Raw genomic sequence first — 13,306 nt, forward strand, 5'->3', positions numbered from 1 at the left:
GGCACATCTTTTTCAGCAGAACGGGTAAATAGCATACCATGAGCCCGATCACCATTGGCAATACCTATATGAAGGAACTGGAAGCTGAAGTAACGGCCACCCGTAAATGTCTTGAACGCATACCTATGGAAGTATATAAGTTCAAACCTCATGAAACCTCAATGGAAATGGGCTATCTCACTTTACTGGTAGCTGATATCCCCAGGTGGATCGCAGTGCTCATCGAGCAACCCTATCTCGATTTTGCCACTGATGAAAAGTTCGCACCTGCTAATGCTGAGGAAGTGTTGACACGTTTTGATGATAACGTACAGCGCGCCAGAAATGCATTGTCGGGTGTGCAGGATGAAGCGCTTCAGGAAACCTTCAGTTTGAAGAACAGCGGCAACGTCCTGTACAGCTCGTCCAAATTATCGCAGCTGGAACAAATGGTCAATCACCTGATCCATCACCGCGGGCAGCTCACTGTTTATATGCGCATGAAGGGGATCGCTATTCCGTCTATTTATGGGCCATCGGCTGATGAAAGGCATTTTTAAGCCGAAAGCCTGAAGCTGAAAGCCCAAAGCCGAAACACAGGAGCAGTTGCTGTTTTCTCTTCAACATTCGATATTGAAAATGCCGACGCTTTCGGTCGGCATCTCTGACGGAGTCTGATACTCGTCAGCGTCGTCAGACCCGGCAAGGCGCGCTTCGTCGGGATTCAATATTCGATATTTGTATTTCCCTTGCTGATTTCTCTGTTTTTCATTTCAAAAACCGGTAAGTCATCTTCACCAAAAAAATGTTCCGCGCGGCCTGGTTATCGAATGCATTATCGAACAAACTCTTCGGAATGGCAACATCATTCCTGAGGTCGGCCGAGGCATCGGGGGTATTGCTTTGCGACCATACGAGATATATTTCGGAACCGGGTTTATATTCCCAGCGTACCACAAAGTTCGATCTGAACTGCACGAAATTGAAATCGGGTTTGTTAAAGGTGTAATCTACAATGCCATCTCCCTGTTCATCAACATGGTATTTCCCATTCACTTCATTGATCTCTCCATTGGCGAACACATGAAAACGGTCATGTAGTTTTTTGGCCATCGGGTCGGTCACATAGGCAAAATGATCGTAGAGCGGCCGCGAAATATATGGTTGTCCATAGTATTGCAGGGTAAGGTCGGGGGTAATGTTATAGCTCATGCGGCCTATGAAACGTAAAGTATGCTGCTTTACTTCGCCCACAATGGTACGCATGGTATTGCCAACGCTAACATTGCTTACGAACTGGTCTTGTTTGCGCCAGGTGTACGTGTAGTTTGCGCTCAGGCTGATGCGCATGGCATTGATGGGCTGAAAATACAACCCCAGTTCCGTGGTGCTGTTCCTCATGGTGTGCTGAAACCCCCAGAAATTATTGATGTTGAAATTCACGTACAGCTTTTTCCTGATGTCGCTGGTAACATAAGCGTCATGTGAGATCCCCGGCAGGCGGCGAATGGCGCCGGCGCCGCGTAATGCATTGTTTGAAATACCGAACACGGCCCATGTTGTGCCGGTACCCGTTTGCCAGTTATTATTAAAAGTGGCGTGTGAGTTGAAGTTGAATGCCTGGTAAATGTATTTGCCGCTGTAATCCCACCGCGACCAGTGGTTGTAGTTCAACCGCGCCTGGCGAAAGATCAGGAACGATTTTGGCCAGTGCAAACCGGCCCAGGTAAAATGGTTGATCTCATTGGAGGTAAGCATAAAGCCGATATCATTCAGCTCCAGTTCAGGAGAACGAAGCGTAACACCGGTTTCGAACTTGAACAACCGGCCATGCGGGCCCGATCTGCCGCCTACCTTACCGAAGCGGAAGGTACCGCCGGTACCGGTCAATGCGGTGCGGTTACTGTCAACCGATACCTCGCTGGCATTGATTCGCTGGAACAGGTGTTCAAATGCGGTCTGGGTTTTGAAAATGGCCTGTTTACTGCCCTGTACCTGGCTGAACACCAGGTTACCGCGAATGTACCATACGCGGTTCTTCCAGGTATGAAAGAAATCGAGCCCGCCCGAATAAGCGCTGCGGTGCAGGTCGGGCAGTCCGTTGTCGCGGTTTACCGCGGTAAAGATGCCGCCGAAGATCGTTTTGCCGCCATTGATGTCTTTTTGCAGGCGGCCAACAAAATAACTGGTGAGCGGTTCTACCAGTTCTTTTCTTGTCTCGCCATTGTTATCGATGGTGGCCATTTCCTTTTGGGTAATGCTTTCGAGAATTCCTATGCTCCAGCCTTTGCGGGTTTTGCCGCTGAACTTGGCTGCGCCGAGAATAGATGTATTGAGCGGCATTTTCACATATTCATTGCTGCCGAGGGTGGGGTAACCATGGGGTGAACTGCCGATCCGCCGGGAATAGAAAAGCAGGTCGGAATCATAATCGCCGCCGGCTTCCGAACCGGTAAGCTGGTAATCGAAAATGTTGCGGCTTTCCATAAAGAACGGGCGGCGTTCTTCAAAGAAGTTCTGAAAACCATCTATCCGTACCTGCGAGGGGTCGGCTTCCACCTGCCCGAAATCGGGATTTACGGTGAAGTCGAGAATAAGATCGTTGGTAACGGCAAACTTGCCATCGAGCCCGCCCGTTAATTTGGTATCGAACCCTTTGGCAAAAGGGTTGCCATTCACTTTTTTATATTTATCTGCCTGCAGGGTTGCATAAGGCGCTATCTCAATCTGGCGGTGGAGGGGGATATTTGCAAGCCCCTTCAGTTCCCCAAAGCGGCTCACCCAAACACCCGAGTTTTGGGGAATATATTGCCAGGTGCTCATTTCATCTTTTCTGAAAATACGGCGCGTTACCTGTATGCCCCAGGTTTTGTCGGCTTCATTTCCATAACGGAGCTGGCTGAACGGGATCTTTACTTCGGCCGTCCACCCGGTTTCATCGATATGTGTTTTGGCGAACCAGATGGGGTTCCAGTTCACGTCCCAGTTGTTACCGTCGTTAGAAACAAATTCATCACCCCGTACGCCCGATACCGACAGGGTGAAGGAAAATGCGGTGCGCAGGTCGTGATAGCTGTCGATATTTATTTCAACCCAGTCGCCGGGGAACTGGTCGCGGCGTTCCATTCGTCTTACAATGGAGTCGGGATGCTGATCGATGCAATGATAGGCGACGTAGAGGTATTTTTCGTCGTACAGGATCTTGAACCGGGTAGGTTGTGCGGGCGCCTTGCCTTCGTTGGGTTTCCATTGAATAAAATCACCGCCCCAGGGTACAGCGTTCCATGCTTCTTCGTTTGGGATACCGTCTAACGTTACAGGCGCCTGCAGATGCCGGGTGGTATAGGATCGTCGTACAACCGTTGTATCGGCGAAATTACTCATGGCGGTTGTGGAAAGTGCAAAACAGCATAGCACAAGCAGAATGCTCCGGTTCATAAACCAATGCTACTGATTTGTATAGATCTTTTCTAGTTAAAGTATAACAGCGGTAATTTTAGAAAAACGAGCGGTTGGAAGAATAATTAACCAATGTGCTGATGTGCTGATTAGCTAATGCTTTTGCGCGGCCTTCGGGCTAATTACAGGATATTGACTATTATCTAATTATCCCATTATCGAATTATCACATATCAAATTATCACATTCAATTAGCACATTAGCTAATTAGCACATTAGCTAATTAGCACATTAGCTAATTAGTCTTTATATTTATTTAAAACTTGCCATTATGAGTTCGCGTCGAAACTTTTTGCAACAGCTGGCCGCTTCCGTAATTGCTTTCCCGCTGATACCTGCTGATGCCAGCCTCCTACATGGAAACAGGGATAAGGAAACATATGACGGACCGCCCCTGCGGGTGGCCATTTTGGGTTTAGGTAGTTATGGCACCCGCGTGGCGGAAGCCATGAAAGACTGCAAACGCGCACGGTTAACCGGTATTGTTAGCGGCACGCCTTCCAAGATCACCGCCTGGCAGCAGAAATACGGTATTCCTGAAAAGAACTGTTACAATTACCAGAATTTCGATAGCATAAAAGACAATCCCGATATAGATGTGGTATATGTAATAACGCCCAACTCGCTGCATAAGGATTTTTCTATCAGGGCGGCAAAGGCGGGTAAACATGTCATTTGCGAAAAGCCCATGGCCATCAATGCAAAGGAAGGACAGGAAATGGTTGCCGCCTGCAAGAAAGCGAATGTAAAACTGCTGGTAGGGTACAGGATGCATTTCGAACCAAAAACGCTCGAGATCATTCGCATGCGGAAGGATGGCGAACTGGGAAAGATCATGTTCTTCCAGGGCCTCAGCGGCTTCGTTGCCGGCGACCCCAATCAATGGCGGTTGAATAAAGCGCTGGCTGGCGGCGGCGCCATGATGGATATTGGCATTTACTCAATTAATGGTGCGCGTTATATGGTGGGCGAAGAACCGGTTTGGGTTACGGCGCAGGAAACAAAGACCAATCCCGAAAAATTCAAACCCGGCGTTGATGAAACCATCCAGTTCCAAATGGGTTTTCCCAGCGGTGCGGTGGCAAGCTGTTTATCTACGTATAATATGAATAACCTCGATCGCTTTTTCCTCAATGGCAGTAAAGGGTATGCCGAACTGCAGCCGGCCACCGGTTACGGGCCCATTAAAGGGAAAACGAATAAAGGCGAACTCACCCAGCCGCATATGACGCACCAGACGGTGCAGATGGATGAAATGGCGGGTATCATCCTCGACGGCAAACAACCCATTGTGCCGGTAGACGGCGAAGAGGGCGTGCGTGATCTGAAGATCATCGACGCTATTTATGAGGCGGTTAAGACGGGGAAGAAAGTTGTTTTGAAGTGAGTTGCCAGGGAGGTAACAGGCTCCACGACACATACAAAATCTGGCAGTTGGCATTCAATTATCGGGCGTTCACCACCCGGTAAGGGAAGGGAAATGGGGAACACAATAGTTTTACGCCCCGTTCAAACTATTGTGAAACCGGATAAATAAAATTATCCTGTTAAACCCAAACCTTCTGTAGTTCATGAAACAAGTAACCCGTTCCCTCCCGGTTGTAACCGGGATAACGTTTGTCGTTTTATTATTTTCTACCGGTTGGCAGCGTTTGCAGGCGCAGGTGCCGGCTATCACTAACTTTACACCAACTACCGGTACGGTAGGAACACCGGTAACGATCACCGGTTCAAATTTCAGCAATTTACAAACACTCACTATCGGCGGCGTAAATGCCGTTCCTGTTTCAAACGACGGCACTACGCTGGTAGCTATCGTTATGCCCGGCGCAACCGCCGGAAGTGTTGTTGTTGGCAATGCCGATGGAACGGCCACAGCCGGCGATCCTTTTACGCTGCAGGCAAGCGGTTCTACGTTTACCCAACAGAACAACAAACTGGTAGGTGCCGGTAATGTGGGCAATGGCCAGCAGGGGCACAGCGTAAGTATCAGTGCCGATGGCAATACGGCAATAGTGGGTGCTCCTTCAGATAACAGCAATCAGGGTGCTGCCTGGATCTTTACACGCACCGGTACCGTGTGGGCGCAGGAAGCAAAATTGGCAGGCACCGGCGCTACCGGCGCCGCGAAGCAGGGTTATAGTGTTGCAATAAGTGCCGACGGTAATACCGTGTTGATGGGCGGTGTGGAAGACAACAGCGGCATGGGCGCCACGTGGGTGTTTAACCGCAACGCTGGCGTATGGTCGCAGCAGGGCAGCAAACTGGTTGGCACCGGCGGCGGCGCTACCTCCTGGCAGGGCTGTAGCGTGGCATTGAGTGCCGATGGCAATACCGCCGTTGTAGGCGGTTATCAGAGTGGCGGCAACCAGGGCGGCACCTGGGTATTTACCCGCAATGCCGGGGTTTGGACACAACAGGGCAGTAAACTGTTTGGTACCGGCGCTGTAATGAATACCGCCGGACAGGGTTATAGCGTGGCCATCAGCGGTGATGGTAATACAATTTTGACGGGTGGTTATATGGATGGCTGGGCCTATGGCACCGCTATCGGCGCCGCCTGGGTATTTACCCGGGCCGCTGGCGTTTGGACGCAACAGGGAGCAAAACTTACAGGCGCCGGGTATGTAGCCGGCAATGTGGCGCAGGGATCGGCTGTGGCATTAAGCGCCGATGGCAATACCGCGTTGATAGGTGGCTATAGCGACAATAACAACAAAGGCGCCGCCTGGGTGTTCACCCGCAGCGCAGGCGTATGGGCACAGCAAGGCGGTAAACTTGTGGGCACCATCACCGGTTTAAGCAACCCGCAACAGGGTTACAGTGTAAGTCTGAGCGCCGACGGTAATACCGCCCTGGTTGGCGGCTGGCAGGATGCAAATGTCATTGGCGGCGGCATGTGGGTGTTTAAACGCAGCGGCGGTAACTGGGCACAGGCAGGGTCGCGGCTGAATGGTTACGGAAATACGACGGCTGCCTATCAGGGAAGGTCCGTTGCAGTGAGTGCCGATGGTTCTACGGCTATTATGGGCGGCCATTACGATGCCTTCAGCGTCGGTGCCGCCTGGATATTTACAACCGATCCGGTAGCCCTGCCTTTATACTGGTTGTCGGTCGACGCCCAGGTGATACAAAAGAAAGAAGTGAAAATAAGCTGGTCTACCACGGAAGAAGTCAATACTTCTCATTTCGAGATACAGCGAAGCTCAGCGAACGAACAATACAAAACCATTGGCACTGTGCAGGCGGCAGGACAATCGAATACCGTAAATACGTACACGCTCACCGATAAAAACATCTTTACTGAAGGAACTTATTATTATCGCATAAAACAGGTTGATCTCGATGGAAAGTTTTCTTACAGTCCGGTTAAAACGGTTCGCCTGAATGCAGCGCAGGAGAGCGCCACATGGCAGGTATATCCCAACCCGGTTAAACGGGGCGAGCCGGTGAATATCACAGCGATCGGCGGCGGCATACAACCCGGTGAAGTGATCGGGGTGCAGCTGACCAATGCGGCCGGACAAACAATTGCCCGCGTTAAAGATGCATTATCAAATGTAGCAAAACCCATTAGCGACAGGATAAGTGCTCTTACTTCAGGCGTATATACTATGATCATTATGCACAAAGGCGAAAGGAAGGCCCTGCAATTTATTATACAGTAGGCTATAGGAGATAAAAGGCCCCTGCGCAACGGGGGCTTTTTTATTACCGGGTAATTGTGAAAAATCATTCAACTTTGCGTTCATGAATGCGCATCAACAATTCATGGAAAAATGTTTTGCCCTTGCTGAAAAGGCCGCTGCAGAAGGTGAAAGCCCGGTTGGCAGTATTGTCGTAAAAGACGGCCTGGTCATAGGGGAGGGATACGAAAAAAGCCGTCAGTTGAAAGACATTACCAGGCATGCCGAAATGGTGGCCATACTCGATGCAGTAAACAAAGGGCAGGATCTCAGGGGAGCGGTATTATATAGTAATGTTGAACCCTGCATCCTTTGTTCGTATGCAATAAGGCATTATAAGATCGGCGAGGTGGTGTTTGCAAAACTTTCCGGTGAAGCGGGCGGTACCAGGGCGCCTTTTAACGTGCTTACCACAACGGCGCTGGGTTTATGGGGGCCGCCGCCCACTGTTCGCCTCACTTCTCAGTAGTTAATAAACATACCGGCAATTACCATTGCTGAACAATGATCCCTAACTGCTCATCGATAAGCGCAAACTCTTTGGCGCCCCAGGGCCGTAAGGTTACTTTGCTAAGATTGGGATGCAGTAACTCAGGGAACTTTGACGATACCTTATTATAAACTTCTTCAATGTCGTTTGTCTCCAGCCTGAATTCAGGGTGAAACTGACCGGCTAACTCCTTATTTTGAAAGAGGTAGATCCGCAACCCGTTTTTTTCCACTAAACAAAAAGGATTGGCGGTTTGTAACTCCTGGTGGCCCATGGTAAACTCAAGACAATCTATAAAGATCTTTAGCCCGCTTTTGATATCTGCATAAAAGATGCTTGGAACCAGTTTGGTGAAGTTCATGGTGTAATCGTATTTTAGTTAACCAAAGATAGGGGCAATAGCCATTAGCCTGCATGAACATTTGTTGAAATACCACAGAGTGATTTACTTTGTAAAAAAATACCGGTTAGTATCTCTTATGAAAAAGTCTGAAGCAACGCGATTGAGCATTTTGCAAAAGTCGTTCGAACTGATCTACGAAAAAGGCTATCAAACCACGAGTATCGACGATATACTCGCCACCACCCAGGTAACAAAAGGCGCGTTCTATTATCATTTCAAAACCAAAGATGAAATGGGCCTGGCGATCATTAATGAGTTGCTGAAACCTTCATTTGCCAATACGTTCATGAACCCACTGAATGCATCAGGCGACCCGGTAAAAATAATTTATGACATGATGTACAGCATTCTCATGAAGAATGAGTTCATGAAAGTGGAACACGGCTGCCCGGCCTCCAACTTTACACAGGAAATGGCGCCCTGGCACAGCGACTTCACCAAGGCGTTGAACGAACTGTCGGAAGAATGGAAGAATGCCATTGTGCAATGTATAAAGAATGGCAAAAAAGCCGGCAGCATACGGGCCGATGTAAAGCCTGAACAGGTGGCGGTATTTATTATGTCGGGGTACTGGGGCATACGAAATGTAGGCCGGCTGAACAATAGCAAGTCGGTATACCTTACCTGGTTAAAACAACTGAAAGATTACCTGCATTCGCTGCAATAATTTTTTTTCTCAAAAAACATACTACTTAGTATGTTTTGTTATAGCTTTGTATCCATGTACAAGTCCCTTATTTATTTACATTCCTTTTTTAGATGGTTTGTTTTAATAAGTTTGATCATTGCCGTATCCAAAGCACTGCGGGGATATTTCTCCAATGCAGCATTCACAAAAAGCGATAACGCCATCCGTCACATAACGGCAACCATTGCCCATCTGCAATTGATGATTGGCATGGTGTTGTATTTTCAAAGCCCGTTCATCAAATACTTTTTAAAATACGGCGCCAGGGAAGGCTTTGCGTATTTATTCTTTGGCGTCATACACAGTACGCTGATGCTGGTGGCTATTGTTATCGTTACCATCGGCTCGGCCATGGCAAAAAGAAAAAAGACCGATAAAGAAAAGTTCAGGACAATGCTTTTATGGTACTCCCTTGCGCTGGCCATAATTTTTATTGCCATACCCTGGCCATTCTCCCCATTTGCAAACAGACCTTATTTAAGATAGTTATGCAGTCATTATTAAAAACAAAGATCGGGCGGTTACGTATTCTCGGCTGGCTGGAAGGCTTGTCCCTGCTTTTACTGGTATTTGTAGCGGTTCCCTTAAAGTATGGATCGAATGATCCCACGTTTACCAAACTGCTGGGCCCCATTCACGGCGCCCTGTTCCTGCTTTTTATTCTCAATACGTTAAGTGTTGGGGTTGAGCAGCAATGGGAATTCAGGAAAACAACCTGGAAGGTATTGCTTGCCTGCTTCATTCCATTCGGCACTTTTTATATCGATAAGAAGATCTTAAGTAAGTATAAGCATTAACGATCATGACCGGTTCATTACATGTATGCCGGCTAATGACCGGCATACATGTAGTACATATAACGGTTTGTCATTTTTTTCCATTGCACTAATTTCCTTTCTCTGCTATTGGCTAAAAAACCGGGCTTCCATGGTACGCTCCCCGGGTATCGGTTGTTTTTGGCGCCATGACGTAGCACCGACGTAGTACATTTTCCCACTCGGATTTTATAAGTTATTGAAATTCAATTTTCGTTTTTAAAACTGTAGAGGTTTTGTAGTACCCCATATTTTGGACAAGTCTGTATGTATTCCAAAATTGCAGTTGTTTAACGAACGATTGCCTTTATCAAAACCCCATTGCGATATGCTTGTCAATATTATCTATTCCCCGCGCGGGCGCGGGATCATCCGGCCGCCTATATAGCGCGTATGCTTTTCTCCCGATCATGATATAGCGAAATTTTACTGCTTACAAATTTCATTTATAACCAAAACAACACTGCGACTCCCATGAGCAAAAGACAACTTTTGTGCAGGCTGCTACTATTCATTCTGGCCCTTGTAGTTCAACATGAAAGTATAGCCCAAACAAGAAAGATCAGCGGTACCGTCAAAGACGATAAAGGGGCGCCCGTTTCAGGAGCTTCCGTGGCGGCTGCCAAAACCACCGGAAGCAATACCATTGGTACGGTCACTGACGAAGATGGTAATTTCTCTCTCACTATCGATGCTGCCTACAAAAAATTGACAATAACCAGTTTAGGTTATGGTGTTCAGGAAATGGAGATCGGCAACAAGTCGGTTTTCAGTATTGCCCTCCGGAAAAACGATGGCGAAAAATTAGAGGATGTAATTGTAGTGGCTTATGGCCAGCAAAAAAAGGCTTCCGTAACGGCCGCCATCAGCAGCATTTCAGCCAAAGAAATTGTACAATCCCCGGTGGCCAATATCAGTAATGCGCTGGCCGGGCGTTTACCGGGTTTGATCTCACTGCAAAGCACCGGTAAACCCGGCGCCGATGCATCAACCCTGTACATCAGGGGTATAGGCACTTATGCTTCTGAAACCTCGCCATTGATCATGGTCGACGGGGTAGTGAGAGATTCCTACAACGACATAGATCCCAATGAAGTGGAGAATATCAGTATCCTCAAAGATGCTTCCGCCACCGCCGTATTCGGGGTGCGGGGTGCAAACGGGGTTATCATGATCAATACAAAACGTGGTAAAGAAGGAACGCCGAAAGTAAGCGCCACCGTTCAAAGCGCCGCCAACCAGTTCACCCGCATGCCCGATTATGTGAATTCTTATCAATATGCTACCCTGCGCAATGAACAGGTGTTTCAAACCTACTGGCAGCAACATGCGAATGATGCCGATGTAATGGGCAGGGATGATGGCTGGGCGAAATTCGTAGAAAAAAGACAAACAGGATATGTGCCTGCCTGGAGCGATGAAGACCTTACTTATTTTCAAAACGCCCATACGCCTGCATTGTCCGACGGCTCACCCAATCCTTATTATGATCCTTATTTCCACCCCGACCAGGACTGGCAGTCGCAGCTTTATAAAAAGCGCGCACCGCAAACGCAGGCGAATGTGAACGTAACCGGTGGTACAAAAGGAATGAAATATTTTCTCTCGGCCGGTTATTTAACCCAGCGCGGTTTGTTCAGAACAGACTATATGCCTTTCTCCAAAGAGATGGACTACAGGAAGGACCGGTATAACTTCAGGGGCAACTTTGATTTTGAAGTAAATGAAAATTTCAAGATCTCCGTTGACCTCGGAACCCAGTTCGTTCAGATCTCGGGAATGAACAATGACGGGTATAACTATGAAAAGAACCTGATGTGGACCAACCCCATGGGCTCCCCGGGTTATATCGATGGCCGGTTCACCTTCATCTGGGGTAAAACGCCTGAACAGTTCAACCCGTTGTACAGCCTGGCAATGCGTAATGATTATAATATCAATAACAACAGTACCCTTAACTCGGGTCTTCGTTTTACACATAAGCTCGATTTCATTACCAAAGGGCTTTCGGTAACCGCAAGAGGTACGTATGACAGTTATTTCTCCAGTACATCGGGCGGTAAGTCGTTCCCGGTATATTATACGGTACGGCCAAATCCCAATGGCGATAAGTTGAACCCCATCTGGGTGCAAATGAACAATGAAGCGCCCTCTCAACGGTGGGCAAACTGGTATTCGGGTAAATGGCGTTTGTGGTATGCAGAATTGGCATTCAACTATAACCGTACTTTCGGCGATCATGCATTTACCGGTTTGGCCATGGCCAACCTCAGCAAGAAATTTGATCCGGGCCTGCAGTTCAGCCTGCCGCATGCTTACCAAACGCTTGTTACCCGTGTTACCTATGCGTACAAGGGTAAATACCTTGCCGAATTCAACATGGGGTATAACGGTTCTGAAAACTTTCCCGAAGAAAAAAGGTTCGCTTTCTTCCCCGCATATTCGCTGGGCTGGGTGGCAACCAAAGAAGATTTCTGGCCACAGAACGATTATGTTACTTTCCTGAAAGTAAGAGGTTCGCTGGGTAAGGTGGGTAACGATAAAGTGGGTGGCGAACGGTACCTGTACCTGCCTGATGTTTGGGCCTACAGCGGGGCGGTCATGAACGGATATTACTTCGGTCAGTATGGTTCTAACCGTAACAACGTACAGGCAGCCTATGAAAGCAGGTTAGGTAATAACAATGTTACCTGGGAAACCGCGCAAAAAGCGAATATCGGTTTTGAAGCCAGTTTATGGAAAGATAAGATCAACATTGTTTTCGATCACTTTTATGAACGCAGAAAAGATATCCTTTCCAAAAAAGGCACCGTGCCCGGCATTGTGGCGGCCACCCTGCCTTCTTATAATTTAGGTAAAGTAGATAACCGGGGGAACGAATTTGAGATCACTTACCGCGATAAAGCAGGAAGGAACTTCAATTTCTGGATAAAAGGAAATATCGCCAATAACCACAACAAGATCATTTTCCGTGATGAGGCAATTGTTCCCGGGCTTGAATACCAGTCTTTGACCGGCCGGCCAATAGGGCAGGGCAATTATTTACAGGCAAATGGTTTGTATACTTCATGGGCCGAATTATATGAAGTAGACGCCAATAACGATCCCATTTTATCAAAACCTGTATTAGCGCAGGGCCCCGATGGAAAAGCATATAAAAATGCGGGCGGACAAAATGTTTACCAGAAAGACCTTTCTTTCGGTAATGTGCCCCTGCAGCCCGGCGATATCAAAATAACCGATATCAACTACGATGGCGTTATCGATAACCGTGATTATAAAAGATCGGGATATACCGGCATTCCCCGGGTTACGTATGGCATCTCGTTCGGGTTTAATTATAAAGGCTTCGATCTGTCGGTCTTGTTCCAGGGCGCTGCCGGCGTAGCGGCCAATCCCATGCCCGGCACCAACCTGCATTTCAACGGAACAACAGAGGCGTTGTTTGAGGTTGACTGGGCGCGGTTTACCCCTGAACGTTATGCTGCCGGCGAAAAGATCAGCTTCCCCATTGCGGCCTATAACCGCCAGGCATATCAAAACACTTTCTTCAATTTAAATACTTCTTACGTGCGTTTGAAGAACGTGGAGGTGGGTTACACCTTCCGGCGCGGCTTGCTGAGTAAAGCGGGCCTTGGCCATGTTCGCGTGTATGCCAATGGTTTCAACCTGCATACATGGAGCAAAAACAGCATCTGGGGCGATCCCGAAAATATGGGCTTTATGGGTTACCCGCTTACCCGCACCTACAACGCAGGTATCAATGTTGGATTTTAATTGTTGAAC

The 13,306-nt window shown here is 48.0% G+C and carries 10 protein-coding genes; 8 read left to right on the forward strand and 2 right to left on the reverse strand.

The genetic code is table 11. The annotated features are described in order from the left end of the window. Nucleotides 1-38 precede the first annotated feature (38 nt). The gene (locus A4R26_RS16635; RefSeq protein ID WP_081165122.1) at nucleotides 39-539 is read left to right on the forward strand and encodes a DinB family protein; all 501 of its coding nucleotides are present in this window, start codon (nucleotides 39-41) and stop codon (nucleotides 537-539) included. A 208-nt stretch (nucleotides 540-747) separates the two neighbouring features. Here the strand turns inward: A4R26_RS16635 and A4R26_RS16640 are convergent, their stop codons facing one another. Then, on the reverse strand, nucleotides 748-3,417 hold the full coding sequence (locus A4R26_RS16640; protein ID WP_081165127.1) for a DUF5916 domain-containing protein: 2,670 nt from the start codon (nucleotides 3,415-3,417) through the stop codon (nucleotides 748-750). Between the two features lie 292 nt (nucleotides 3,418-3,709). Here A4R26_RS16640 and A4R26_RS16645 point away from each other — a divergent pair, with 292 nt between their 5' ends. From A4R26_RS16645 to A4R26_RS16655, 3 genes are all read left to right on the forward strand, one after another. Further along, on the forward strand, nucleotides 3,710-4,825 hold the full coding sequence (locus A4R26_RS16645; RefSeq protein WP_081165131.1) for a Gfo/Idh/MocA family protein: 1,116 nt from the start codon (nucleotides 3,710-3,712) through the stop codon (nucleotides 4,823-4,825). A 184-nt stretch (nucleotides 4,826-5,009) separates the two neighbouring features. After that, nucleotides 5,010-7,106 carry an IPT/TIG domain-containing protein gene (locus A4R26_RS16650; RefSeq protein ID WP_081165135.1) on the forward strand — a complete coding sequence of 699 codons (2,097 nt, stop codon included), beginning with the start codon at nucleotides 5,010-5,012 and terminating at the stop codon, nucleotides 7,104-7,106. A gap of 82 nt (nucleotides 7,107-7,188) precedes the next feature. Continuing rightward, nucleotides 7,189-7,593, forward strand: coding sequence for a nucleoside deaminase (locus A4R26_RS16655; RefSeq protein ID WP_081165140.1), 405 nt, complete (start codon nucleotides 7,189-7,191; stop codon nucleotides 7,591-7,593). A 19-nt stretch (nucleotides 7,594-7,612) separates the two neighbouring features. On the opposite strand, the gene A4R26_RS16660 is transcribed toward A4R26_RS16655, so the two are convergent. Then, the gene (locus A4R26_RS16660) at nucleotides 7,613-7,975 is read right to left on the reverse strand and encodes a VOC family protein (RefSeq protein WP_081165143.1); all 363 of its coding nucleotides are present in this window, start codon (nucleotides 7,973-7,975) and stop codon (nucleotides 7,613-7,615) included. Between the two features lie 118 nt (nucleotides 7,976-8,093). Between A4R26_RS16660 and A4R26_RS16665 the strand changes: the two genes are divergently transcribed. From A4R26_RS16665 to A4R26_RS16680, 4 genes are all read left to right on the forward strand, one after another. Then, nucleotides 8,094-8,684 (forward strand): TetR/AcrR family transcriptional regulator, encoded by a 591-nt coding sequence (locus tag A4R26_RS16665; RefSeq protein WP_081165147.1) that lies wholly within the window; start codon nucleotides 8,094-8,096, stop codon nucleotides 8,682-8,684. 54 nt (nucleotides 8,685-8,738) lie between these two features. Next, the gene (locus A4R26_RS16670; RefSeq protein WP_081165326.1) at nucleotides 8,739-9,191 is read left to right on the forward strand and encodes a hypothetical protein; all 453 of its coding nucleotides are present in this window, start codon (nucleotides 8,739-8,741) and stop codon (nucleotides 9,189-9,191) included. Between the two features lie 2 nt (nucleotides 9,192-9,193). Then, the gene (locus A4R26_RS16675; protein WP_081165151.1) at nucleotides 9,194-9,502 is read left to right on the forward strand and encodes a DUF3817 domain-containing protein; all 309 of its coding nucleotides are present in this window, start codon (nucleotides 9,194-9,196) and stop codon (nucleotides 9,500-9,502) included. A 492-nt stretch (nucleotides 9,503-9,994) separates the two neighbouring features. Further along, nucleotides 9,995-13,297, forward strand: a complete 3,303-nt coding sequence (locus tag A4R26_RS16680; protein ID WP_081165155.1) for a SusC/RagA family TonB-linked outer membrane protein — start codon at nucleotides 9,995-9,997, stop codon at nucleotides 13,295-13,297. Nucleotides 13,298-13,306: the final 9 nt, after the last annotated feature.

The organism is Niastella populi (assembly GCF_002078015.1).
GTDB lineage: Bacteria > Bacteroidota > Bacteroidia > Chitinophagales > Chitinophagaceae > Niastella > Niastella populi.